This is a genomic window from Rhizobium sp. 16-488-2b (assembly GCF_017741815.1).
GTDB lineage: Bacteria > Pseudomonadota > Alphaproteobacteria > Rhizobiales > Rhizobiaceae > Rhizobium.
Genome location: NZ_JAGHMF010000036.1, coordinates 340,451 through 365,998, shown reverse-complemented (window position 1 = coordinate 365,998; position 25,548 = coordinate 340,451). Strand labels below are relative to the sequence as shown.

Here is a 25,548-nt window from a genome sequence, read left to right as displayed (position 1 = left end):
TCGGCGACCTCATGACCGTCTCGATCTACTCTTTTCCGGCACGCTGAGTCTTCCGACGAACGGTCGACTCGTTGCGACACGCCCATAGCGAGTGAATGCCTACAAAAAAATGACCGCAACCCCTGTTAGAGGAATTGCGGTCGTTTCACTCATTGACCCTTATCGTGACGATTGACACCCGGCCTAAGGGATCAACTCTTCAACACGGGCGGCGGCTGGGGCCGCCTCAAGCTTGATTGCATGTTGCCTCGGAATAATCTTGGAAACGCCGATCATCAGCAATGCCTTAAGGTGTTGGCGGCCGCTTTCTTCTCCGACGACGGCGGCGTAAGGTGCCATCTCCGGGCGAGTGCCGGCTACATAAAGCCGTTCCATTTCGGTGAAATTATCGAACTTCTCGTAGTTGCTCCCGCGTAGCTGAAAGGTCTCGACAGGCAGTCCATCGGCCGTAATGACGTCGTGCGTGTCGAGCATGATGTTGAAATATTCAATCGTCGTGCTGTCGGTCGGCAATGCAGGCGCGATCGACGAGCCGTTCACCAGGTCTTTTGCGCGTACGAGCGTATCATTGACGTAGACGGCGTGACCAGGCGACACGTAGACGTCGCTGCTGGGAACTCCGCGCCGCAGGGAATCTTTCGCGACGCGCACGGATACGACGTTTTCCGGCCATGAGGCATGGCTTTTCCGAAATGTCTGATGCCCGATCCAGCGGATCGGCTTAACTTTGCCTGATACGGTTTCAACGAGATCTCCGATGCGCAGATCCTCAATCCGCTCGTATCCTGTCGGTGTCTTGATGGAGGTTCCGTGGAGAAGGCAGCTTGCGCCCCCGCCGTCACCTCCGCCACCATTGCCGCCGCCGCCACTTCCTCCGCCACGCGGACCCCAGTTTCGGCCCATGGCCCGTGCGGGTGAGGAGGCGGCGGCCATTGTTACCGCAGCAATGCCAGCAAGCTTCGCGCCTGTCGCCCCTGCTACTCCCAGAAAATGGCGCCGTGCACGGCTAGAGGGTATTTCATTTGGGTCCATCGATGACATTCTTGTCTCCGTCTTTTGGGTTACACCTATCCATTCTCCCTGCTAAAAATCACCCTACACCAGGTTCCGGCACGATAAAGGCGACCGAATAGGCTTAGATGTACTCAGATAGCGGTATGCACGTCACTGACCTTTGCCGATCGCACAATCTGCAAAGATAGTCGCGGCACACAACCTAAGATGCACATTCCGTGTGGCGCGCGAATTTTCGTATGCTGAAACTGCGGGACTCATCAGCCCGCCTTGGCAATTGTCTGTGTTGAAAGCGCAATGCTGTCCTTGATGGCCGCCGTGACCTCGAGGAGATCGCGGTCGGTCATCTGTACAAACAGTGGCAGGACCACCGAACCGTTCTGCGCATCGACGCTGTTTTTCAGGCTTCCCGCCACCCGATGGGTTTCCGCGCCGTGATAGGCAGGCTCGAGATGGCTGTTCATGATCCCGCGCCGTGTCGACACACCACGATCGAGCAGCATCTGCATGAATTCCTGCTGATCGCAGTGATCCGGAATGCCTACGCAAAAGCTCTGCCAATTGCTGCGCGCCCAATGCGGCTCGACAGGCAGTCTCATGCCGACGGCATCGCCGAGCTCCGCCGTATAGTGCGCGGCAAGTTCGCGTCGGCGCGCGATGATCTCAGGCAAGCGGTTCAGCTGCTCGCGCCCTACCGCCGCCTGCATGTCCGTCATTCGGTAGTTGAAGCCGACCTCTGGATAGCTCTCGTAGATGACCTGCTTGGAGCCATGGCGCACGGTGTCGTTGACGCTCATGCTGTGCTGGCGCCAAAGCCTGAATTTGCGATCGTAGTCGGGATTGGAGGTTGTCAGCATGCCGCCGTCGCCGGTCGTTACCACCTTTCGCGGATGGAACGAGAAGCAGGCGATGTCGCCATGCGGTTTGCCGATCTTCTCCCACCGGCCTTTCCAAAGAATCTCGCTGCCTGTGGCGCAGGCCGCGTCCTCGATAACAGGTATGCCGCGGCGGTCTGCGATCTCGACGATGCGGCTCATATCGCATGGCATGCCGACCTGGTGAACGCAGATGATGGCTTTCGTGCGCGGTGTTATCGCGGCTTCGATCAGATCCGGATCGATATTGAAGCCATGTTCTTCGATATCGACGAAGACAGGCGTCGCGTTGCAATAGCGGATGGCATTTGCCGTTGCGATAAACGAGTGGCTGACGGTGATGACCTCGTCGCCGGCCATGACACCCACGGCAAGCAGGGCAAGATGCAGCGCCGTCGTGCAGTTGGAGACGGCGCAGGCGTGTGCGGCGCCGACGAAATCGGCGAATTCGCGTTCGAAGGCTGCGACTTCAGGGCCTTGCGTGACCCAGCCGGACAGGATGACGCGGCGCACCGCCTCTACTTCCCGCTCGTCGAGAACAGGTTTTGCGACAGGAATTTGGCTCATGCCGCTTCCCCGGTGCTCAGCATCTTCTCATTCCGCCACCAGGCGACGAGATCGCGCAGGCCCTGCTCCATGCTGATTTCGGATTTGAAGCCGAGCATGGTCTCCGCCTTGACCGTCGAGGCAAGGCGACGCGGAACGGCATTAACCTTGCGCGCCGGCCCGTATTGCACGTCCATCGATGCGCCCATGACCTTCATCAGCAGCTCTGCGAGATCGCGCAGGCTGGTCTCTTCGCCGCTGGCGACATTGAACACTTCGTCCGTCACGTCGGACTTCGCCGCAAGCATGTTGACGCGGGCGATATCGTGGACATGCACGAAATCCATGGTGGACAGGCCATCGCCGTGGATGATGGGCGGCAGACCGCTGGCGATGCGCTCCATCCAGCGGATCAGCACCTCGGTATAGACGCCATGCACATCCATGCGCGGCCCGTAGACGTTGAAATAGCGAAGCGCGACGTAGCGCAGGCCGTACATCTCGGCGAAGCTTCTGAGCAACCCTTCGTTGAAGGCCTTGGCGGCGCCGTAGATCGTGCGGTTGTTGTAGGGATGGTGGTCCTCGGTGGTCGGGAAGCTCTCGGCAAGGCCGAGCACGGAGGCGGACGATGCCGCGACGACCTTGGAAACCTTCGCTTCCACAGCCGCCTCGAGCACATCGAAGGTGCCGCCGGCGAGAACATCGAAGGCCAGACGCGGCTCTTCGGCGCATTGGGTGATGCGGATGGCCGCCTGGTGGAATACGGTATCGATACCGGCGAATGTTTCCTTGAGTAGCTTGCGGTCGCGGATGTCGCCCTCGATGATCGTGACAGGCGCTGCCTTGATCGCCTCGGCCAGATTTTCTCGGCGACCACGCCCGAAGTTGTCGATGATGACGATCTCGCGGGGCTCTTCCAGCGCAACGAGGTCCGCGATATGCGAGCCGATGAGGCCCGCGCCGCCGGTGATCAGAATTCGCTGGTTCTTCATGACTACTCCACGCTTTTTACAGTTGAGGGATCGGAGTCTTCGCGCCACCGGATGAATTTGGCCGGCACGCCGGCGACGACCGAGAACGGTTCCACGTCCGCCACGACCACCGCGCCGGCGCCGACGATCGCGCCCTTGCCGACGGTAACGCCGGGCAGGATGGTGGCGTTGGTGCCGATATCGGCCCAGGCGCCGATGCGCACCGGCTTGATTTCCAGATCGGTGCGGATGATCGGCACGTCGACCGGAAGAGCGGTATGGCTGGAGCCGAGAACCTTGGCCCCCGGCCCCCAGCCGACGCATTCCTCAAGAATGAGATTGCGGGCGTCGAAATAGGCCTGCGGGCCGATCCACGTATTGTCGCCGATCTTGCAGGTGCCGTCGAAACGACCCTGGATATAGGCTTGGGAGCCGATGAATACGCCGTTGCCGATTTCGAAGGTTTCCGGATGCTTGAAACCGACGCCGCTGCCAACCTGCAGCCCCGAGCCGCAAGAGCGCGTGAAGCTGTTCCAGATCACCTTGCGCATGAATGCATCGACGAAGCCGTCGCCATTGGCGAAACGCGCGTAGAGTTCCACCAGCCCCGCCAGCCCGTATGTCTGGCGCAGCTGCTTGGCGAGTTCGCTCTGGTATAGCGGATCGGACGCGTTTTCCTTCAGTCCATGTACCGATTGAACAAGCCGGACGAGAGGGGCTGGGTCAGCTGACATAGGCGTCCTGCTCCACCGCGGCCGCGACCTCTTCGACCTGACGCATCGTCAACTCCGGATAGATCGGCAGCGAAAGCACTTCGCGCGCCGCTGCCTCCGAAACCGGGAAATCGCCGACCTGATAGCCGAGATCCGCATGTGCTTCCTGCAGGTGAACCGGTACGGGATAGTGCAGACCGGTGTGGATACCTTCGTCGCGCAACGCCTGCTGCAGGTGATCGCGATCAGGGGTGCGCACCGCGTAGACGTGATAGACATGGCGGCGATCGCTTGCGGCAACCGGCGCCTGGACGCTTCTCGATCCGGCGAGCAGCGCCGAGTAGCGCGCGGCGCGCGTGCGGCGGGCTTCGGTCCAGTCTTCGAGATGCCGCAGCTTGATCCTGAGGATGGCGCCCTGGATCTCGTCCATACGGTAGTTGTAGCCCTTCATCACGTGGTGATAGCGCTTCTCCTGGCCCCAATCGCGCAGCATGCGCATCGCCTTGGCCTGCTCGTCGTCATTGGTGACGATGATGCCGCCTTCGCCGCAGGCGCCGAGGTTCTTGCCCGGATAGAAACTGAAGCTGCCGGAGAGCCCGATGCTGCCGGCGCGCTTGCCCTGATATTCGGCGCCATGTGCCTGGCAGGCGTCCTCGATAATGGGCAGGCCGTATTTGTCGGCGATCACCTTGATGGCGTCCATATCGGCCATCTGGCCATAGAGATGAACCGGGACGATCGCCTTGGTCTTGCGGGTGATCGCCGCTTCCAGCTTCGCCGGGTCCATGGTGAGCGTCACCGGTTCGACATCGACGAAAACCGGCCGCGCACCGGTGTAGCAGATAGCCGCGGTGGTCGCGACGAAGGTCAGCGATACGGTGACGACCTCATCCTCTGGTCCGACGCCGGCCGCGAGCAGAGACAGGTGCAATGCGCTGGTGCCGGTATTGACGGCAATGGCATGTTTCGTGCCGCAATAGCGCGCGAATTCTTCTTCGAAGCGCGCGACTTCCTCGCCGAGAACATAGTGGCCGGAGGCAAGCACGCGGAGAACCGCGGCATCGACGTCGTCCTTGATCGACGCGTATTGAGCCTTCAGGTCGAGCAACGGGATCATGCTATCAGCCTTGCCTGTTCGAGTTCGATGACACGGCCGCGCTGGGCAAGCGATTGCGTCGCGGCTTCGAGGATGCGCACCACGCGCAGGCCGGCATGGCCATCGGCGAGCGGTTGCGTCTTGTTGGTGACGCAATCGACGAATTGCTTCAGCTCGCGACCGAGCGCTTCCGTCATGTCGAGCTGCGGGGCGTACATGTCGCCGGTGCGGTAACCGACGCGCATCTCGTACACCTTGTCGCCGTTCTGCTCGGTATTGCCGTTCAGCGTGATGCCCTTGTCGTAGACCTTGATCTTTTCGCTGGGCTCAAGATCGTCATAGACGATCATCTTGTTGCTGCCGCCGATCAACGTGCGGCGCACCTTCACCGGCGCCAACCAGTTCACATGGATATGGGCGATCAGCTTGCTTTCGAAAAACAGCGTCAGATACGCGATATTCTCGGGCTCGCCGGCCACATGCCCCATGCCGGTGGCGGACACCGCGACCGGCTTTTCCGGCAGCACGTAGTCCATGATCGAGAGGTCGTGTACCGCCAGGTCCCAGACGACGCTGACGTCATGCTGGAAGAGGCCGAGATTGACGCGCACGGAGTCGTAATAATAGACGTCGCCGAGACCGGTCTCGATGATCTCACGCATCTTGCGCACTGCTCCGGTGTGGATGAAGGTGTGGTCGACGGCGAGGATAAGGCCCCTACGGGTGGCTTCTTCCACCATGCGGCGCGCCTCTTCAGAGGTCGAAGCCATCGGCTTTTCGACGAACACGTGCTTGCCGGCCATCATCGCCTGCATGGCAAGCTTGTAATGGGCGAATACCGGTGTCGCGATCGCGATCGCGTCGACGCGGGGATCGCGCAGGACCTCGTCGAAATCATCGGTGATCTGGACGGTCGGATAGCGCATCTGCACGGCGCCCAGCCGGTCCTTCTTCAGATCGCAGACCCACAACAGCTGCGCGCCTGGCGTTTCCGCGAAATTTCGGACCAGATTGGGTCCCCAATAGCCATAACCGACGACGGCAATACCGATCATCGTGCCCTCCCAGATGACAGAATTTCGACTGGAGCGTCCTTGGCGCGGCCAATAATCCGCGCGGGAACGCCTGCTGCAATTGCGTATGCCGGAACATCCTTGGTCACGACCGCGCCGGCGCCGATCTGCGCGCCTTCGCCGATCGTGATGCCGGCGACGATGGTCGCGTTGCTGCCGATAGAGGCGTAGCGCTTGACGAGCGTCGGAACGACGGCCCAATCGGCGTCCGACTGAAGCGAGCCATCAAGATTGACGGCTCGTGGCTGAAGATCGTTGGTGAACATGACGCCGTGGCCGATGAAGACGCCGTCTTCGATCCTCACGCCCTCGCAGACGAAGGAGTGGCTGGAGATCTTGCAGTTTTCACCGATCATAGCGTTTTTCTGGATCTCGACGAACGTGCCGACACGTGTGCCCGAGCCAATCGAGCAGCCATAGAGATTTACAAGATCCGGGTGGTGAATGACGACGTCGTCACCCAGCTTTACGCTTGCAGCAATCATGCTTGAACCCCGCACGCTTCACACAACTAACCAAGACCACAGCAACTGGGTCGTTATCTTCGACATCAAAAGAATAGCTTTTTCGTTTCTCAGTAAAGAATGACAAATGTTGTACCTTTTGCATCTAAAGGCGTACCTCTCGGCGCATGCCTTACTGTGAAGTGAAGTAAATCTCGATTCTTGAAATAGATGACCGGTGTTCTTTGTCAGCTCAAGACGTCCATGACGACGCCGTCGCCGGCACGGAGAATAGCCAGGCTGAAACCTGCCCGACTGCCGCGCCGACTTGCCCGGCGAGCTTGAGAATACGGTAGGTTCAAAAGGCGTAAAGCGGTGGAGCGCTGTAGCTTAAGCGTTAGCGTGACATAACCGTTTAGCTTAGTGCCGCCGGCTTGCCGGACTTTGGTTGTTGGACGACAATACAGACAGACAGCTTTAGGCGCGTAAGTATCGGGGCAACCCTAGTGGACATCTGTGAAGCGAACAAACTGGGCTTAGAAAGCGCGCGACGCGCCGGTCAGACCTCGGGCATGAGCCGAAGGCTATGCCCGCTGGTGCTCGCGGCCGACTCTGCTTATGCAATGCCGCTTGCTACAACCATAAGGTCCGTCGCGGAAGCAAATGCCGGTGCTTGGCCCTTGGAAATCCATGTCATCCACGATGGAATTGACGGCGCAACGCAGCAGAGGATCTTCGACTCCTCCCCTCTCGGCTCTGTCACGATCGACTGGCACACAATTGATGTTTCACTGTTCGCCAGCGACTACATTCCGTTGCCCTACATATCGAGAATGACGTTTGCGCGCTTGGTGTTGCCAGGTGTTTTGGCCGATAAAGCTGGAAAAGTACTATATCTCGATAGCGACATTCTTGTTTTTGGCGACCTGTCGCCTCTATGCGACATCGATTTGGGCGATGCCGTCATCGGCGCCGCTCTCGATCCCCTTGATGCGCCCGTCAAGCAAAACAAGCTTGGTCTTGAGAAGGTTCCGCGCGTTGGCCACTATTTCAATGCAGGCGTCCTGCTCATCGATCTCGGCAACTGGCGCAACGCGCAGGTGACGGAAAAGGCGTTGCACTATCTTGATCGGTTCCCGAACTCGCCATTTTCGGATCAAGATGCCCTTAACGTTGCGTGCGACGGCTACTGGAAACAGCTCGACAATAAATGGAATTTTCAATGCGAGCCGCATGAAAGTATTGTGTCCCCGGTCGACGCGGAGCGACCGGCAATCGCTCATTTCATTACCAAGTCGAAGCCTTGGAAGCCTTCCAGTATGAGCGTGAATGCGGCCTGCTATGATGCTGTGCGCGCAAAGACGAGGTTCGCACGCAGCATGTCTGAAATCGCACGAGAAGAAATTGCGATCTTGGCACACAAGCTTCTGAAGAGATCGTCCCTTGTTCGATCAGTGTGGTCTTTGGCGAAGGGCTTTCGAAGCGCAAGGCCGGCCATCATTGCACAGAGCCACACGGAGGATGATAGCCGTGTTTATTGATAACGATCAGTCCCACAATGCCGGTCTCGAACCAAAGGAGAGCTTCGGCTCCATCGCCGTTGATCGAACGGTATCGGTCATCATCCCGACCTTCAACCGCGGCCAATTGGTCATGGCTGCCGTCGAGAGCGTTCTTAGTCAGGGCATAAGCGGCGTGGAAGTCATCGTTGTCGATGATGGCTCGACTGATGGCACCCGGGAGCTCTTCCAAGAACACCGCCCAGGCGTGCGCTATGTTTACCAGCCAAACGGTGGCGTTAGTGCAGCACGAAATCGCGGAGTCGTCGAGAGTTCGGCGAAGCTGATCGCGTTTCTCGACAGCGACGATCTGTGGGCGCCCGGAAAGCTGCGCGCGCAACTGGACCACGTAATATCGGACGGTGTCGTCAGCTTCCAAGGTGTAGGCTGGTTTGTCGATGCTGATGCAGACACCTTTTTGCTGAAGCAGGTGTCGCAGGTGATCTGGCCGCGAGTCGACGCGGACGGCTTCGTCGTCGACGCCGTGCTTGATGTTGCCGAAGGACGCTATTTCCATCTGGGCACGATGCTCTGCACCCGCGCTGCCTTTCTGGAGGTCGGTTTCTTCGATCCGGGACTTTCTATGGGCGAGGACGAAGATTGGTTCAGCAGAGCTTCGCTTACCAAGCGTTTTCATTACGACTCCCGCCCTCTGCTTCAGCGAAGATTCCACAGCAATCAGACACCGAACGATAGCGAAAAGTCCTTGCGGAGCCTGAAGACGGTATTCGAGCGAATCGTCGATCGGACGGCCAGAGAGCACAAGCGAGCCAGTCGCGTAGCGTGCAAGAGGCTTGCCGCCAAATGCTCTCATCTGGCGAACTATCTGGATGCTAGGCATCGCTCCGGCGAGGCAAGCAGGGAGATGGTGAGGGCCTATTCTCTTACCCCATTCAACGTGCTGCGCCTTATGAAGCTACTCTTGTTTGCGGGCAGGTCATACCTGCCTCGCCGACATTATTCGTGAGTGCGGAGAAACGGGATTTCAAAAGCAGCGCATAGCGCTGATCTCGAAAGAAAGCGGCTAAGCCGCATAACGCCTTAGCGTCGAATTCCAGTGCCCCGCAGGCAAGTACGCGCTTGCGAAGTTGTAGGTGTCCGGAGGAGTTTCATGTCAGCCACTGTCTCAGTCATACTTCCAACCTACAATCGAAGCCACAGTCTTACCGCTGCGATCAATAGCGTATTGATGCAGTCCTATCGGGATCTGGAACTGATCATTGTCGATGATGCTTCTTCAGAGGATATCGAAGCGATCGTCAGCAGCATCGGCGATGATCGGGTGCGCTATGTTCGCCGTCCTCGGAACGGCGGCGCCGGGGCTGCTCGAAACACCGGCCTTGCTCACGCCAAGGGCGATTACATCGCGTTTCAGGACAGCGATGACATCTGGCTTCCGAAAAAACTCGCAAAGCAGATCGAGCTTCTTTCAAGCCTTCCGGCTCACGTTGGTGTCGTGACAGGGGCAAAGATTATCTATGGGAGAGATTCTCATTTCAATTTCGGGGCCGCAAAGGTGGCATACGCGCCTTCCCCGGAGAGCCGTCTTCGAACCGACGAAAATCAGGTCGTGAGACTTCTGACAGAAAACAGACTTAGTGTTCAGAACGCTCTATTTCGCCGGGGGTGCTTTTCCGGCACCGATTGGTTCGATCTTTGTGCGCGAGCGAATGAAGATTGGGAGTTCGCGATAAGGCTGGCTCAACAAACGACAATCCACGAAGATATCGAGCCGGTAGTGCTTGGCTTTATTTCGTCGGATAGCATCTCCAGAAACGCACGTCGGGAGGCGATAGGGCAACTGCGTATCCTTCGTAAGAACAGGCTGACGCTTAAGAGCCTAAGATATCAAAGAGCGCTCTTGCTTTTGGGACTGAGCAGACATCTGTTCAAACTTGGAAAAAGACGATCGGCCAACCGCTTTCTGGTAGCGAGTGTTTTGGATCATCCGTTCAGCGCAGGATTGGTGATCTCTTCCGGCATGAAGAAGGCTCGTCGAATGTTGTGGCCTGGTGCGATCAAGCGACTGCAGTCTGCCTAGCCGCTTGACAATATTATGCATTTTTCCAATTTCACCATATCGCGCAATCAATTCTCTTGAATTGGCACGCATTTCTATACGACTCTTTTCTAAGGTATCCTAAAGTATAACGTCCGTATTGAAGTAGTGTGCTTGATTTTAAACTCGCATAATATTGGCGAATAAACGCTGTGTCTGCATGTGGGGATTTGAATGAGAACTTCAGTCGACGTCGTCATACCGTGCTACAACTACGGAAGATTTCTTGCCGAGGCTGTTAACAGCGTCGTGTCACAGGTCGGTGTCGATGTTCGGGTTCTGATCATAGACGACTGTTCTCCAGACAACACGCAGGAGATTGGCGAGGAATTGGCCGCGCTGCACCCATGCGTCGAATTCCGTCGCCATGCCAGCAACAAGGGACATATATCGACCTACAATGAAGGCATCGAATGGGCTGGGTCCGACCTATTCCTTCTCCTGTCGGCTGATGATGCCCTGCTGCCTGGAGCTCTCCAGCGCGTCGCACAAATGATGGCGGATCGGCCCGATTTGAGTTTTGTGTTCGGCAACGCGATACTGCAGAACGATGAGGGCATTCGTGTTCTGGGCGAGCCGCTTGGCAAAAGCCGAGGCGCTCACTCAACGATCCTGTCCTGCCGCAATTTTGTGGAAGCCCTGGGGGGAAGGAATATCGTCCCGACCCCAAGCGCTGTCGTCAGGACAAGCGCACAGAAACAGGCTGGCGGGTATAATCATGACTTGCCGCACGCTGGCGACCTCGCGATGTGGCTACTGCTGGCGGCCGCGGGGCCCGTGGGTTTCGTCTACGAGCCGCAGGCGGTTTACAGAGTGCACGCACAGAACATGTCCCGCGCTTATGCGTCTGCGAGATTGCCTGACGTTAAGCAACGGCTGGCTGCCTTTGAGCTTTTCCTAGAGGAAGCCGGGCGGCATGGTCAGGACGTACCGTTGCTTCGGCGGATAGTGATGAAAGACCTGGCGAAAGATTCGATGAAGCAAGCCTGTATGGCGTTCAACGAAGATGATACGAACGTTTCGTTTGAGTTGAAGAGGCTGGCGCAGCAATTCGACCCCGGCGCTCGCTTTTCAATGCCGGGGCTTCGTCTCCTGTTGAGGACGGCGCTCGGGCAGGGCCGATGGAGACAGGTTCGATCGATCGCGACGGCTTGCAGGAGCGTATATCCGCGTCAATGACGGTGCGAATCGAAGGGAAATATCCTCCGGTGATGGATAAATGACCCTACATCGATGCAGCTGTCGCAATAGCGGAACGCGAAGACTTTTCGCGTTGAAGCTGACGAGCCATAGCCCACTGCAAGATGGCCGTGTCATGTCAATTCCGTCCTCCCGAATGGCCCGATCGCAAGTATAATCCAGTCGGCCAGCGCCACGCTCATCACACGCCTGCGTCTTGGCGCCAGTCTGTCCGCCCCACCAGATCGGCGATAGGTCGGGGTCCAGCCATGGGGGACACTCTTTATCAAGAATCTCGCTAAGGTTGTCCATCTATCGATATTCGCGCAACTTGCGATTCCCTACATTGCATACCGCTATTTGAGTAGCCGTGAACCTATTCGGCTGAGTTTATCGCGGATGAAGTTGGTGTAGGATGGTTAACAGCAATCAGAAATAGATAGGTGTAACCCAAAAGACGGAGAGCATTATGTCATCGATGGACCCGGAAGAAACACCCTCTAACCGTGCACGCCGACATTTTCTTGGCGTTGCGGCCGCAACCGGCGCAAGAGTTGCCGGAATCGCTGTTGCGACCATGGCAATCGCCTCTTCGCCCGCAAAAGCCATGGGACGTAACTGGGGCGGCGGTCGCGGCGGCGGCGGCGGCGGTGGCGGCGGTTCTTCCGGCGGTGGCGGTGGTGGTGGCGGCAATTCCGGTGGAGGAAGCTCGGGCGGCGGCGACGGCGGGGCGAAGTGCCTGCTGCGCGGTACGTTGATCGCTACGCCGACAGGCGAAGTCGCGATCGAGGATCTGCGCTTGGGTGATCTCGTCGAAACGATCTCAGGCGAAGCCAAGCCAATCCGCTGGATCGGTCGCCAGACATTCCGCAAGAGCGTCGCATCCTGGCATCCGACCGTCATGCCGGTCCGCATTTCAAAGGGCGCGCTGGATGACGGCATGCCGAGCCAGGATCTCTACATCTCCGCTGGCCACGCTCTTTACGTCGATGGCGCTCTCGTCCGCGCGAGGGATCTGGTCAACGGTAGCTCGATCGTAGCGGCCCTGCCTGATCAAAGCGAAACGATCGAATACTACAACGTCCTGCTTGACAGCCATGACGTGGTGATTGCTGCAGGTACGCCGGTCGAGACATTCCAGCTGCGCGGCAGCCACTACGAGAGCTTCGACAATTTTGTCGAACTCGAGAAGCTCTATCCGGTCGAACACCGCCCCAGCATGGCGCCTTATGCGCCTGTGGTCGGCGAAGAAAGCGGACGGCAGCATCTGAAGGCTCTTCTGTTGCTTGGCGTTTCGCCCATCGTTCCGATGCGGGATCCGTTCAAGACGGTTTCGCGGCGCATTTCGAGCCGCGTCGGCGAACTGGTCGGCTGATTACAGCCAACCAACAGTGTAAGCTCTCCATTGCGGATTGGCGCGGTCGCGTGCCAATCCGTTTTCATGTGATCACGCATCATCCGCCACGTCGTCTTCGCTCGGCCGAGACCTATAGGCTACGACCGCTTGCGTGCGGCATTCGCATGTCTCCGGCAATCTGCTCGACGCAATCTGGCGGCGTAAGGGAGCGCTTATAGAGCTATGGCAACGTCCTATGCTTGGGTATAGTGCAGCGCGGCATCGACAGATGCTAAGCTGACTGTATTAAGCGTGGAGAAGCAGGACCATGGCGAAGAAGCGGCCCGAAGGGATTGAGAAGTATGACGCACCGGCCGGCGGATGGGGCGCGTTGCGCGCTGTCGCCAAGACACTTGCCCACCAACAGGTGGTCGCCCAGGGGTCCGCAACGCTTCTGAAGGCCAATAAGCCCGAGGGCTTCGATTGTCCCGGTTGCGCGTGGCCGGATCCCAAGCACACTTCGTCCTTCGAGTTCTGCGAAAACGGTGCCAAGGCCATCACTTGGGAATCAACGGCCAAGCGTGTCGATCCGAGCTTTTTCGCCGAGCATACGGTGTCTGAATTGTGGGAATGGACCGACCACAGTCTCGAAGACGAGGGCCGTCTGACGCATCCGATGATCTACAATGCCGAGACCGATCGCTACGAGGTGATCGAATGGGACGATGCCTTCGCGCGCATCGGCGTCGGGCTGAACCGGCTGGAGGATCCGCATCAGGCGGAGTTCTATACATCCGGGCGCGCGTCCAACGAGGCCGCCTTTCTCTATCAGCTGCTGGTGCGCGCCTATGGCACCAACAATTTTCCCGACTGCTCGAACATGTGCCATGAGGCGACGAGCGTCGGCCTGCCGAAGTCGATCGGCGTCGGCAAGGGCACGGTTCTCCTTGAGGATTTCGACCACACCGATGCGATCTTCAGCTTCGGCCACAATCCGGGCACCAACCATCCGCGCATGATGGCGACGCTGCATGAGGCGTCGCGGCGCGGCGTGCCGATCATCGTCTTCAATCCGCTGAAGGAGCGCGCACTCGAGAAATTCGCCTCGCCGCAGGATCCGGTCGAAATGGCGACGCTGTCGTCGACACGGATTGCGTCGGCCTATCATCAGGTGCGCACCGGCGGCGATCTCGCAGCCCTCAAGGGCCTGATGAAGTGCGTATTCGAAATCGATGATGCCGATGTTGCAGCCGGTGGTCCTGGTGTCCTCGACCGCGCCTTCATCGCCGAACATACGACCGGCCTGGAGGCGCTGCGCGAGGATATCGACAATACCAGCTGGGACAGCATCGTCACCGTATCCGGCCTGACAAGGGAAGCGCTGAAAAGTGCTGCCGATGTCTACGTGAAGGCCAAGAGCGTCATCCTTTGCTACGGCATGGGCATCACCCAGCACAGCAACGGCACGGGCAATGTCCAGCAGCTCGCCAATCTCTTGATGCTGCGCGGCAATATCGGCCGCCCCGGCGCCGGCATCTGCCCGCTGCGCGGCCATTCCAATGTCCAGGGCGACCGGACGGTCGGCATCACCGAGATCCCCAACAAGGCGCTGATCGACGGCATGGAGCGGGCCTTCGGCTTCCGGCCGACAGACCTGAAGGGACACAACGCGATCGAATCCGTCGAGGCGATCATGGAGGGCACCTCGAAGGCGCTGATCTGCCTCGGCGGCAATCTGGCGGTCGCCATGTCCGACACCGAGGTCACCTTCGAAGCTATGCGCAAGCTGGACCTCGCGGTACACATCACCACCAAGCTGAACCGCTCGCATCTGCTGATCGCCAAGACCTCGATCATTCTCCCCTGCCTCGGCCGTACCGACCTCGACACCCAGGCGACGGGTCCACAATCGGTGACCGTCGAGGATTCCATGTCGATGGTCCATGCGTCGCGCGGCTTCCTGAACCCACCGAGCGAGATGCTCAAATCCGAACCGGCCATCGTCGCCGGCATCGCGAAAGCGACGCTCGGGGATCGCTATGGCATTGATTGGGATGGCATGGTCGCTGATTACGACAGGATTCGCGACAAGATCGAAATCGTCTTTCCCGATTTCTTCGACTTCAACAAGCGCGTGCGCGTGCGCGGCGGCTTCAGGCTGGATGTCCCGGCCTCGGAGCGTCGCTGGAAGACGGAGAGCGGCAAGGCGAATTTCCTCATCGGCCGTGGCCTGCATGAGGACCCGCTGGTGAAGAACCCCGACGCACTTGTGCTGACGACGCTGCGCAGCCACGACCAGTACAACACGACGATCTACGGCATGGATGATCGCTATCGCGGCGTTTTCGGTCGCCGCGACGTGATCTTCATGAACAAGGATGATCTGGCGAAACGCGGATTGGCGGATGGCGACATCATCAATGTCGTCTCCCTTCCGTCACCCGATGGAAAGTCGCGCAGCGCGCACGGCCTGACCGCGATCGAGTACAATATTCCGAAAGGATCGATCGCCGGCTATTACCCTGAGATGAACGCGCTGATCGCGCTCTCGGCCTACGACCGCAACTCGGGCACACCGGCTTACAAGGGCGTCCCGGTGACGGTCACGGGCGCGACGGCGCAGTAGGCTCGATGTGTGTTCCGGGCCTCGTCAAAACGAGGCCCGGAACGAGTTGATCAGGCTGCGCGCTTCAGCGCGTCGCCGATAATCGAGACGATGGTCTCGATCTGATCCTTTTCGATGATCAGCGGCGGCGAGAGCGCGATGGTGTCGCCGGTGACGCGGATCAGCAGACCCTTTTTGAAGCAATCGACGAAGACGTCATAGGCGCGGGCGCCGATCGCACCTTCGCGCGACGACAGCTCGATGGCGCCGACCAGGCCGAGATTGCGGATGTCGACGACGTTCGGCAGGCCCTTCAGCGAGTGAAGCGCCTCCTGCCAGGTTTCCGTCAGACCGGCGCCGCGTGTCAGCAGGCCTTCTTCTTCGTAGACCTCAAGCGTGGCGATGCCGGCGGCGCTGGCAACCGGGTGACCGGAATAGGTGTAGCCGTGGAAGAGTTCGATGGCGTTCTCAGGGCCGGTCATCATCGCATCATAGACCTTGCGGCTTGCAAACACCGCGCCCATCGGGATCGCGCCGTTGGTCAGGCCCTTCGCCGTGGTAACGAGATCGGGCACGACGCCGAAATAATCGGTCGCGAACGGCGTACCGAGGCGGCCAAAGCCGGTGATGACTTCATCGAAGATCAGCAGGATGCCGTATTTGTCAGCGATCGCACGCAGGCGGTCGAGATAGCCCTTGGGCGGCAGGATAACGCCGGCGGAGCCGGACATCGGCTCGACGATAACAGCCGCGATGGTCTCGGCGCCATGCAGGCCGACCAGACGCTCCAGGTCTTCGGCAAGCTCGATGCCATGGGCGGGCAGGCCCTTGCTGAAGGCATTGCGCTCGACATCGAGCGTATGGCGCATGTGATCGGCCGGGATCTGCGGGAAGACGCGACGGTTGTTGACGAGGCCACCAACGGAGATGCCGCCGAAGCCGACGCCGTGATAGCCCTTCTCACGACCGATGATGCGGGTGCGGGTGCCCTGCCCGATGGCGCGCTGATAGGCGATGGCGATCTTAAGCGCCGTGTCGACGGATTCAGAACCGGAACCAGTGAAGAACACGCGATCAAGCTGCGCGCTCGGACCACCAGGGGCGATCTTGGCGAGGCGCTCGGCGAAATCGAATGCGATCTGATGGCCCATCTGGAAGGTCGGAGCAAAGTCCATGGTCATCAGCTGACGCTCGACCGCCTCGGCGATCCGCTTGCGGCCGTGGCCGGCGTTCACACACCACAGACCGGCGGTACCATCCAGCACCTTGTTGCCGTCGACATCGGTGTAATACATGCCTTCGGCGGAAGCGAGCAGACGCGGGGCCGCCTTGAACTGGCGGTTGGCCGTGAACGGCATCCAGAAGTTATCGAGCGACGGGCTGTTTGCTTTGCTGATCTGGTCCATGAGGTCTCTCCGGAATGGTGATGATGAAGTGATCGGCCAATTCAGATTCTCGAACAAGCCCTTTTCTCGCTATTTTCAACCCCTTGAAAATCATGGCTTCCGAAATCGAATGTTGTTATATTTCGAACACTCGAAACCTTGGAAACACCATGTCCGTCGATATCGGCCAGCGCCTGCGCCATTTGCGCATGCTTCACAATCTTTCGCAACGCGAACTGGCGAAGCGGGCGGGCGTCACCAACTCCACCATTTCGCTGATCGAATCCAATTCATCCAACCCATCGGTGGGCGCCTTGAAGCGCATTCTCGATGGAATCCCGATCGGCCTGGCCGAGTTCTTCGCCTTCGAGCCGCAGAAATCGCGTAAGGCGTTTTACGCCGCCGAGGAGCTGGTCGAGATCGGCAAGGGACCGATTTCCTATCGCCAGATCGGCGAGAGCCTGTTCGGTCGACAGCTACAAGTCCTCAAGGAATGCTACCAACCGGGCGCCGACACAGGCAAGGTCATGCTCGTGCACGAAGGCGAGGAAGGCGGCATCGTGCTTTCGGGCCGCATGGAAGTGACGGTCGAAGACGAGCGCCGCATCCTGGGCCCCGGCGATGCCTATTATTTCGAGAGCCGGCGCCCACACCGCTTTCGCTGCGTCGGACCGGTCCCATGCGAGGTGATCAGCGCCTGCACGCCACCGACATTCTGATGCGACGTCAATCGCGAGCCTGGCGGTCACAACGACCCCAAACCTAAGTATAGTGTGGCCGATCTCCATGTCTGGCTATGGTTGCTTCGCTGCAAAGATGCGGGCACAACGTGCAGGGACGAGCACGCCGCATTCGAAGCGACAGGATGAGGGAGGCTCCGCGAAATGACCCAGCTCTGGAGACATACCGTGAGTGACATGCGACGAGCGACCGTGGTGCAGCCAGTATCCCCCATGGTGCTGATCGTCGATGACGACATTTCCGTGCGTGAGGCACTTGTCGATCTCTTTCAGTCGGTCCGGATCGATGTTTCCGCTTTCGACAGCCCCGCAGCGCTTCTTGCCGGCGCCGACCTGAAGCGGCCCGGATGCATCTTGCTCGACGTTCGTCTCCCGGGCCTAAGCGGCCTCGATTTCCAGGGGCAGCTGGAGCGCATGGGAAGCAAGCTGCCGATCGTCTTCATGAGCGGTTTCGGCGATATTCCGATGAGCGTGCGGGCGATGAAGGCCGGCGCGGTGGATTTTCTGGTCAAGCCGTTTCGCGACCAGGACCTGCTCGATGCCGTCTCCACCGCGATCGAGCGCGACGCGGTGCAACGCCGCGACAATGCCGAGGGCGATGCCGTCGTCACCTTGGCCGAGACGCTGACGCCACGCGAGCGCGAGGTGATGATGGCTGTCAGCAAAGGGCTGATGAACAAGCAGATCGCTTATGATCTCGGGATCAGCGAGATCACCGTCAAGCTTCATCGCGGCAACGTCATGCGCAAGATGGAGGTTCGCTCGGTCGCCGACCTCGTGCGCAAGGTCGAGCTTCTGGCAACACGCCAACCCTAACAACTGACATCGACAGCCCGCTTCCGGTTGACTTGACGGCCGGAGCAGGACTAGCTGCGCGCGATCAAGCCGCGACTTGATTGCTGACATGGCGGTGCAGGTGCGCCGGCAAATCAGCAGATCGATATCAAGAGGAATAGCCATGTCGGCCACACCCCGCCCCGCCCCGATTTCCGAAACCGAACGCCGCGAGCGGCTTTCGACGCTGCGCAACCGCATGGGTGCCGCCGGCGTGGATGCCGTGCTCCTCGGCTCGACGGAAAGCCTGCGCTATTTCACCGGCCTTGTCTGGCATCAGAGCGAGCGGCTGGTCGGCGCGCTGATCACTCTGGCTGACCTCTTCTACATCGTGCCGGGTTTCGAGCGCAGCCGCGTCGACAGCCTGCCGAAACTCGATGGTGCGATCGTGACCTGGGAGGAAGACGAAAACAGCGCAGAGACCGTGGCCGGCCTGCTTTCGGCGAAGGGCCGCGTGGCGCTCGACGACGCCTTGCCGCTATTCGTCTATCACGCGCTAGCCAAGGCGCTCGGCGCGGAGCGCCTTGTCGATGGCGCGCGGCTAATCCGCGATATCCGCCTGCTCAAGTCCGCGGCTGAAATCGGCATCATCCAATACGCGATGAACCTGACGCTGGAAGTCCACCGCCGTGCGCACGCCTTTATCAAGCCCGGCGTCCTGGCTTCGGATGTCGTGCGCTATATCGACGAACAGCACCGCGCGCTTGGTGCTGCGGGCGGATCGAGCTTCTGCATCGTCTCCTTCGGCGAGGCGACCTCGCTGCCGCATGGCGCGGACGGCGAGCAGACCTACGCGGCCGGCGATGTCATTCTGGTCGACACCGGATGCCGTATCGACGGGTATCATTCGGATCTGACGCGGACTTATGTTCTGGACGAGCCGGATGCGGATTTCGCCCGCGCCTGGGCGATCGAGCGCGAAGCGCAGCAGGCCGTTTTCGACGCGGCCAAGCTCGGCGCCGCCTGCTCCAGCCTGGATGACGCGGCCCGCGCGGTCATGGTTCGCCATGGGCTTGGGCCTGATTACGCGCTGCCCGGCCTGCCGCACAGGGCCGGCCACGGTCTCGGCCTGGAAATTCACGAGGAGCCCTATATCGTGCGCGGCAACCAGACGGTGCTGGAGCCTGGCATGTGCTTCTCGAACGAACCGATGATCGTTTTCCCCCGCCGTTACGGGATCCGCCTCGAAGATCATATCCACATGACAGAGACCGGCGCGGCATGGTTCACGCAGCCGGGCAAGAGCCCGACCGAGCCGTTTGCGTGAGATGCACGACATCGTCTGACTGAGCTGTCTGGCGTCAAACAGAATAGAAATGAGAGGCCGCTGCCCGCGCAGCGGCCTCTCGTCGTTTTGCGATGACCGGCCGACAGCCCCCCTGTTCCAAGCGGCATTTGCTGATAAGTCTTGCTCTCAGGGAATGGAGGAGGACGTGATGAGCCGCAATATTGTTCTGGTGGACCCTTTGCCACGAACGCTCGATCTGATCATGAAGCCGGATGTTCGCCGCCGGCTGGAAAATCTCGGCGAGCTGGTGATTTCCGAAGATCGGCAGATGCCGGCTGAGCAGGTCGACGCATTGCTTCCCGAGACGGTGCTGATCTTCGGGCAGACGGATATGCCGCGCGAGCGACTGGACCGGGCACCGAAGCTGAAGGCGATCATCAATGTCGAGTCCAACTTCATGCCGAATATCGATTATCAAGCCTGTGTGGAACGCGGCATCTGGGTGATCACCCCGGCATCGGCCTTCGCATCGCCCGTGGCTGAGGCTGCACTCGGCATGGCGCTCGATCTTGCCCGCGGCATCACCCGGGCCGACCGCAATTTCCGGGAGGGAAGCGAACAATATGGGCTGGCCGGCAACGACGGCGTCTTCCGCTTCGCCGGCGCGCCGGTCGGGATCATCGGCTTCGGCGATCTCGGCAGGCAGTTGCGCGATCTGATCCGCCCGTTCAAGAACACGGTGCGCGTGTTCGACCCATGGCTGCCCAACGAGATCATCGAGCGCCTGGATTGCGTGCCATCCAGTCTGGACGAGACATTGAGCGAGAGCCAGGTGGTTTTCGTCTTCGCCAGCGTGACCAGCGACAACGAGGGCTTCATCGGCCGCCGCGAGTTTCAGCTGATGAAACCGGGCGCCGCCTTTCTCTTGATGAGCCGCGCGGCAGTGGTCGATTTTCCCGCCATGCTGGAGGCCGTGAAATCCGGCCACATCATCGCCGCAACCGACGTCTTTCCGGAAGAGCCCGTGGCCGCCGACGATCCGGTACGCGAGCTTCCGGGTTTGCTGCTCTCGGCGCATCGCACCGGCGGCACCCGCGATGCCTTCTACGAACTCGGCACGATGGCCGTCGCCGACGCCGAACTTATCATGAAAGGCCTGCCACCGCAGCTTTGCCGGCGTGCGGATCCGGCAACGGCGAGCCGTTTGCGCTCGAAGCCTGTGTCGGTGTCCTGAGATCGTCTTGGGATAGAGCAGAAAATAAAAAAGCCTGTCGCGGGAGGAGGTGCGACAGGCTTTTTAAAACAAATGAACAGCAGCTGGGAGGAGGAGTGCTACTGTTCGCGCAAGTCCCTCTGGGAGGAGGAGTGAGGCACTTGCAAAGTCGAAGCTCTGCGGGAGGAGGATGCATCGCTTCGATGGATATGTATATACACACCTCTGCGCCTAAACGGTAGGCAAGTTTGCGCAAGGCAGCCATGCGCCATGCGCTTGGCGCGGAGCTCTCGATATGGCCGTCGGAGCACGAAGCCCCTGTACTGGTCGGCCGATCCAGCTATAGAACCAACAGTCACACGGAAATGCTGGTGAAAGGCGACACGGAATGCTGCGCTGGGGAATTCTCGGAACGAGCTTCATCTCGAATACCGTGGCAGAGGCCATAAACGGCAGCGACGGATCGGTGATCGGCGCGGTCTTCGGTCGCGATCCCGAGCGCCTCGCAGCATTCGCCGACCGCTACGGCATCGCCGTCAGGCATTCCAGCATCGATGCGATCGTCGACGACCCCGATATCGACGTGATCTACGTTGGACTGCCCAACAACGTGCATCACGACGCGGTCATCGAGGCGGCGGCCCGCGGCAAGCCGGTGCTGTCGGAAAAATCGCTGACCACGACGATGGAAGAAGCGCATGCGCTTGCCGCGGCTGTCGAGCAGGCCGACATCTTTTTTCTCGAAGGGCTGATGTATCTCAGCCATCCCGCGATCGCCGAGCTTGGCAACATCATCCGGTCCGGCCGTCTCGGCACCATACGCTCGATTTCGGGCGCCTATGCCGCCGATATCTGGCGGGTCGTCAATCCCGCGGGCGGCGGAACGCTCTACAATCTCGGCTGCTATCCGGCCTCGCTGATGCACTACGTCATCCAGACGGCCTTCGGCGCCGAAGCCTTCGCGGACCGCGTGATCTCGGGACATGGCAACCGGTCGAGCCATGACGGCAACATCTGCGACGCCGCGCTCACCGCCCGCTTCGGCTCGGGCGTTTTGGCGACGCTGCAATCGACGGACAGCTATGGCATGGCGTTCGATTTCACCGTACGCGGCGACCGCGCCTCGGTCCGCTTCCTCACCAATCCGTGGCTGCCCGTTGCCGGCGACAATCTGCTGGAGATCGAGGAATACGGCCTGCCCACAGAACGCATCGTCGTTCCGTCGGACCACGATGCCTTCGGCCACCAGATCCGCCTCGTCGAAGACTGCCTGCGCAAAGGGCTGAAGCAGGCGCCGCGCCCCTCGCCGCGCCTTTCCGATTCCATCGAGATCATGCAGTTGCTGACCGAATGGGAGCGATGCTGCCGGGCGTAGCCGGTCGTCCAGCTTGAGAAAAAGATCGATCCGGTTATATAAAATCATCATGATAACGTCAGCACAGATACGTGGCGCCCGCGCGATGCTCGGCCTCCAGCAAGCCGAATTGGCCGACGCCGCCGGTGTCTCCGTAGCGGATCTCGACCGTATCGAGCGCGGGGCCGAAAGCGCTGACAGCGCACTGCGCGCGATCAGGCAGGCGCTCGAAAGCTCGGGCATCGTCTTCGAAGCGGACGGAGAATTGATGTCAGGCGGGCCGGGCGTGCGGCTGGCGCAATCGGCGGGCAAGTCGTTCGACACGGTCGAGACGGAAGTTGTTCAATATCCGGAATTCATGAAGAACGACGCACCTCCCGGTGCCGGCGGTTGAAGTTGAGGTTGGTGAAATGAGCTACGACTTTCATGTCGGCCAGAAGGTCGTGTGCATTGATGACACGTTCAAGCATGTCAGCATCGACCAGGGTATTCGCAAGGGCGAGATCTACACGCTGCGTTGGGTCGGCGAATACACGCATTATATCGACGGTACCTTCTTCGGCGTGAAGCTGGAGGAACTGCATCGCGGCAACGATGACGGCCCGGAGGGCTACGGCGCCGCCGACATGCCGTTTCGCGCCACGCGCTTCCGCCCGCTGGTCAAGGACAAGATCTCATCGCTGCGCAAGCTGCTCGCACCCACGCCGGATGCGCCGGTGGAGCCGAAGGTGAAGGTCAAGAAGAAGGAGGAGGTCTGAGCTCGATGCCATCTGGCCTCATCGAACCGACCCATCAATTTGAGGACAATTCTTGAACAGCGTTTCCGATCTCGTCGCCTCCGCCAAGACCGTTCACGCACGCTATTTGGCGGGCCGCATGGAGCGTGAAACGGTCAGGGAGTGGGTCATCCGGCTTGGCTCCTATCCTCAACCGCACGGCGACCGAGTGCGCGAGGCAGCCGAATGGTTTCGCGCCGCCCAGACCGATCCCGTCCCGCTCGAAGTCAAGCTTGTCGACCTCGATCGGCTTTCCGCAATCGTTTCAGGCTGACCGAAATAGGTAGTCTTCGCGCAAAACGAACCCATAAATGGCGCTTGAACTTCCCAGAAGTTGCGTTACACTCAACTTACATAATTCGTCTCTGACGGCTGACCACGGAGGTACTGGCAGTCGTTGTCGAGACGGGTCGAGGAAGGTCGGTGCGATTTCGCCCCGGCCTTTTTCTTTGCTGAACTGGCTGAAAATGTGCGCTGGGCAGGCCGCAGCAGCGGTGGCAATTGCTACCGCACCGCCCTACTGGTTTTCGGCGCGCTCCAGCATACGGCCTGATTGCGACCTTCGCGCTTTGCCTGGTAGAGGCCCTGATCGGCCTCAAGAATAAGCTCGGCGGCGCTGACCTGTTGCTTCCAGTTGGACTTGGCCGAAATGCCGATGCTGGCCGTCACCACGCCGTACTCGCTGCCGGTGTGAGCGATCGCCCGCGCAAGCAGGGTGCTGCGGAATTGCTCCGCCAGCGAGAGCGCCTTGGTCTCATCGGTATCGGGCAATAGAACCACGAATTCCTCGCCGCCGAACCGCGCCAGCACGTCCTGGGGACGGTTCATCGTGTGGCGCAGGCAATCGGCGATCGCCTTCAAGCATGCGTCGCCTTCAGGATGGCCGTAGGTGTCGTTATAGGCCTTGAAGCGATCGACGTCGATCATCAGCACCGCCATCGGCCGGCGTTCCAGGCGGCTTCGCTCGACGGCAACCGACATCGCGTGGTCGAAGGCCCGGCGGTTGAGAAGCCCGGTCAGCGCGTCGGTCTCGGCGAGGCTCTTCATCTGCTCGGCGACTGTCCTGAGCGCGAATTCGGCCTGCTTCATCGTCGTGATGTCTGAGACCGCAACGAGCGCCATGCCATTGTCGGCGACGCGTGTACGCAGACTAAGCCAACGTCCGTCATGGAGCTCGAGCTGCTCGTCCTTGTCGAAGAACAGCGCGGCGGAGGCTTCCGACAACCATTCATCGGTGATCTCTTGGCGGAAATCCCGCCGCTCGTTCGATTCAACGACCTTTTTCAGGATCTCGCGAATATTCGCTCCGGGCACGCGCACCTCGCCCGACAGCGGGAACAGCGCCGCATATTGCGTGTTGCTGAAGACAAGCGTGCCTGTCCGATCGAACATGGCGAAACCATCCGACATGCCGGCCATGGCGAGCGAGAGCAGATCCTTGCTCTCGCGCAGTTCCTGCTCGATCTTTCGTTCCTCGGTTACATCGCGCGTCGCGCCCGCAAGCCCGATGACGGTGCCGGTCCGGTCGCGTAGCGGCACCTTCGATGTCGAATAGCAACGATCGCGGCCGCCTTCGCTCAGATACTCGATCTTGTCCAGCTGCGACTGCCCGCTCTCCATCAAGGCCTGCTCTTCGGCATAGAGCATCTCCGCGCGGCGTTGCGTCGCCAGTTGGAAATCGGACGCGCCGACCATGGCCGCCGGTGACGGGTAGTGGTGGTGCTCGGCAACGTTCTTGTTGACGATGACGAACTTGCCTTCGCGGTTCTTCACATAATGAAAATCGGGCGTCTGCGTCAGCGCCGCCGATAAAATATCGCGGTCATGCGCCATCCTTTCGAACTGGATCAGGACAAAGGCGGCGATCATGATGCTGAGGAAATTGAGAACCGTGATCGGGAACCCGACAAGCTCGACGGCTCGCGCATTGGCCTGCGACGTCAGCACCGACATGACCACCAGCAGCGTGGCCGATACCGCGATACCGAGCACGGCCGCATCAGCCAGCCTGACCTTGCGTTTTCTAACGACCAGATAGCCGCAGAACCCAACCATACCGACGACGCATATGCTGGTTACCCCGTCGACCGCACCCGCCCCGCCCTCAGAGAGGCGAAACACCGAGGCGATCACGATCGTCAGGAGTACGGAAAAGGGGCCGCCAAACAGGGCCGAAACCGCCACCAGCGTATAGCGGAGATCGACGAAAACGCCTTGGTCCAGCGGCACCGCCAGCATCATCGAGCAGATCGCGCCGAGACCCATGGCGATGCCGAACGCCTGGTTGCGCCGGCGCTCGGACAAGACACGCGTATGATAATAGGCGTGCGACCACAGCGATATTGCTAGCGCGGTGATGGCGAGGTTTCCGAGCAGTATCTGCCAAGTTGCGTTCATCGATGGTCTGGTCTGGAACTCAGGACAATAGAGAACCCAACTACATCAATTTTCTTTCCGTCCCTTTAATCCGCAACGGCAGCTTCTCGCCTTGGCGGCAAGCTCATCCTGCCGCCGCTAGAGCGCCTGAAGACACGGCGCAGCGTCGCCGC

The 25,548-nt window shown here is 59.9% G+C and carries 23 protein-coding genes; 14 read left to right on the top strand and 9 right to left on the bottom strand.

What is annotated here, in order from left to right; all coding sequences use genetic code 11:
- Window positions 1-183 precede the first annotated feature (183 nt).
- From J5286_RS28070 to J5286_RS28040, 7 genes are all read right to left on the bottom strand, one after another.
- Window positions 184-1,041, bottom strand: coding sequence for a Hint domain-containing protein (locus J5286_RS28070; protein WP_209193244.1), 858 nt, complete (start codon window positions 1,039-1,041; stop codon window positions 184-186).
- 233 nt (window positions 1,042-1,274) lie between these two features.
- Window positions 1,275-2,456 carry a DegT/DnrJ/EryC1/StrS family aminotransferase gene (locus J5286_RS28065; protein ID WP_209193243.1) on the bottom strand — a complete coding sequence of 394 codons (1,182 nt, stop codon included), beginning with the start codon at window positions 2,454-2,456 and terminating at the stop codon, window positions 1,275-1,277.
- Window positions 2,453-3,427 (bottom strand): NAD-dependent epimerase/dehydratase family protein, encoded by a 975-nt coding sequence (locus J5286_RS28060; protein ID WP_209193242.1) that lies wholly within the window; start codon window positions 3,425-3,427, stop codon window positions 2,453-2,455. Before J5286_RS28060 ends, J5286_RS28065 begins: the two co-directional genes overlap by 4 nt.
- Before the next feature lie 2 nt (window positions 3,428-3,429).
- Window positions 3,430-4,140, bottom strand: coding sequence for an acyltransferase (locus J5286_RS28055; protein WP_209193241.1), 711 nt, complete (start codon window positions 4,138-4,140; stop codon window positions 3,430-3,432).
- Window positions 4,130-5,236: a DegT/DnrJ/EryC1/StrS family aminotransferase gene (locus tag J5286_RS28050; protein ID WP_209193240.1), complete on the bottom strand. Its 1,107-nt coding sequence runs from the start codon at window positions 5,234-5,236 to the stop codon at window positions 4,130-4,132. The genes J5286_RS28055 and J5286_RS28050 overlap by 11 nt, the downstream gene beginning before the upstream one ends.
- Entirely contained in the window at window positions 5,233-6,270 is a 1,038-nt protein-coding gene (locus tag J5286_RS28045) for a Gfo/Idh/MocA family protein (protein ID WP_209193239.1), read from the bottom strand. The genes J5286_RS28050 and J5286_RS28045 overlap by 4 nt, the downstream gene beginning before the upstream one ends.
- Window positions 6,267-6,773 (bottom strand): acyltransferase, encoded by a 507-nt coding sequence (locus tag J5286_RS28040; RefSeq protein ID WP_209193238.1) that lies wholly within the window; start codon window positions 6,771-6,773, stop codon window positions 6,267-6,269. The genes J5286_RS28045 and J5286_RS28040 overlap by 4 nt, the downstream gene beginning before the upstream one ends.
- A gap of 464 nt (window positions 6,774-7,237) precedes the next feature.
- On the opposite strand from J5286_RS28040, the gene J5286_RS28035 reads away from it, so the two are divergent.
- The 6 genes from J5286_RS28035 to J5286_RS28010 all read left to right on the top strand — a co-directional run bounded on the left by J5286_RS28035 (window position 7,238) and on the right by J5286_RS28010 (window position 15,490).
- On the top strand, window positions 7,238-8,272 hold the full coding sequence (locus J5286_RS28035) for a glycosyltransferase family 8 protein (protein ID WP_348529297.1): 1,035 nt from the start codon (window positions 7,238-7,240) through the stop codon (window positions 8,270-8,272).
- Window positions 8,262-9,257, top strand: a complete 996-nt coding sequence (locus J5286_RS28030; RefSeq protein ID WP_209193237.1) for a glycosyltransferase family 2 protein — start codon at window positions 8,262-8,264, stop codon at window positions 9,255-9,257. Before J5286_RS28035 ends, J5286_RS28030 begins: the two co-directional genes overlap by 11 nt.
- A gap of 144 nt (window positions 9,258-9,401) precedes the next feature.
- Window positions 9,402-10,331, top strand: coding sequence for a glycosyltransferase family 2 protein (locus J5286_RS28025; RefSeq protein WP_209193236.1), 930 nt, complete (start codon window positions 9,402-9,404; stop codon window positions 10,329-10,331).
- A gap of 192 nt (window positions 10,332-10,523) precedes the next feature.
- Window positions 10,524-11,528, top strand: a complete 1,005-nt coding sequence (locus J5286_RS28020; RefSeq protein ID WP_209193235.1) for a glycosyltransferase family 2 protein — start codon at window positions 10,524-10,526, stop codon at window positions 11,526-11,528.
- A gap of 469 nt (window positions 11,529-11,997) precedes the next feature.
- A complete protein-coding gene (locus J5286_RS28015; RefSeq protein ID WP_209193234.1) occupies window positions 11,998-12,903 on the top strand; it encodes a Hint domain-containing protein in 906 nt (301 codons plus the stop codon).
- Window positions 12,904-13,192: 289 nt separating this feature from the next.
- Window positions 13,193-15,490: an FdhF/YdeP family oxidoreductase gene (locus J5286_RS28010; protein WP_209193233.1), complete on the top strand. Its 2,298-nt coding sequence runs from the start codon at window positions 13,193-13,195 to the stop codon at window positions 15,488-15,490.
- Between the two features lie 50 nt (window positions 15,491-15,540).
- Here the strand turns inward: J5286_RS28010 and aptA are convergent, their stop codons facing one another.
- Entirely contained in the window at window positions 15,541-16,875 is a 1,335-nt protein-coding gene (aptA, locus tag J5286_RS28005) for an omega-aminotransferase AptA (RefSeq protein WP_111560766.1), read from the bottom strand.
- Between the two features lie 149 nt (window positions 16,876-17,024).
- Here aptA and J5286_RS28000 point away from each other — a divergent pair, with 149 nt between their 5' ends.
- The 8 genes from J5286_RS28000 (at window position 17,025) to J5286_RS27965 (ending at window position 23,273) form a co-directional block, all read left to right on the top strand.
- Window positions 17,025-17,573, top strand: a complete 549-nt coding sequence (locus tag J5286_RS28000; protein ID WP_209193232.1) for a cupin domain-containing protein — start codon at window positions 17,025-17,027, stop codon at window positions 17,571-17,573.
- Window positions 17,574-17,762: 189 nt separating this feature from the next.
- A complete protein-coding gene (locus J5286_RS27995) occupies window positions 17,763-18,410 on the top strand; it encodes a response regulator transcription factor (protein WP_449090041.1) in 648 nt (215 codons plus the stop codon).
- A gap of 142 nt (window positions 18,411-18,552) precedes the next feature.
- Window positions 18,553-19,695 carry a M24 family metallopeptidase gene (locus J5286_RS27990; RefSeq protein ID WP_209193231.1) on the top strand — a complete coding sequence of 381 codons (1,143 nt, stop codon included), beginning with the start codon at window positions 18,553-18,555 and terminating at the stop codon, window positions 19,693-19,695.
- 169 nt (window positions 19,696-19,864) lie between these two features.
- Window positions 19,865-20,890: a hydroxyacid dehydrogenase gene (locus J5286_RS27985; protein WP_209193230.1), complete on the top strand. Its 1,026-nt coding sequence runs from the start codon at window positions 19,865-19,867 to the stop codon at window positions 20,888-20,890.
- Window positions 20,891-21,257: 367 nt separating this feature from the next.
- A complete protein-coding gene (locus tag J5286_RS27980; protein WP_209193229.1) occupies window positions 21,258-22,244 on the top strand; it encodes a Gfo/Idh/MocA family protein in 987 nt (328 codons plus the stop codon).
- A 49-nt stretch (window positions 22,245-22,293) separates the two neighbouring features.
- The gene (locus J5286_RS27975; protein ID WP_209193228.1) at window positions 22,294-22,617 is read left to right on the top strand and encodes a helix-turn-helix domain-containing protein; all 324 of its coding nucleotides are present in this window, start codon (window positions 22,294-22,296) and stop codon (window positions 22,615-22,617) included.
- 16 nt (window positions 22,618-22,633) lie between these two features.
- Window positions 22,634-22,981, top strand: a complete 348-nt coding sequence (locus J5286_RS27970) for a CAP-Gly domain-containing protein (RefSeq protein WP_112436629.1) — start codon at window positions 22,634-22,636, stop codon at window positions 22,979-22,981.
- Window positions 22,982-23,033: 52 nt separating this feature from the next.
- Window positions 23,034-23,273 carry a hypothetical protein gene (locus J5286_RS27965; protein ID WP_018896699.1) on the top strand — a complete coding sequence of 80 codons (240 nt, stop codon included), beginning with the start codon at window positions 23,034-23,036 and terminating at the stop codon, window positions 23,271-23,273.
- Between the two features lie 230 nt (window positions 23,274-23,503).
- On the opposite strand, the gene J5286_RS27960 is transcribed toward J5286_RS27965, so the two are convergent.
- The gene (locus J5286_RS27960; protein WP_209193227.1) at window positions 23,504-25,396 is read right to left on the bottom strand and encodes a diguanylate cyclase; all 1,893 of its coding nucleotides are present in this window, start codon (window positions 25,394-25,396) and stop codon (window positions 23,504-23,506) included.
- Between the last annotated feature and the right edge of the window lie 152 nt (window positions 25,397-25,548).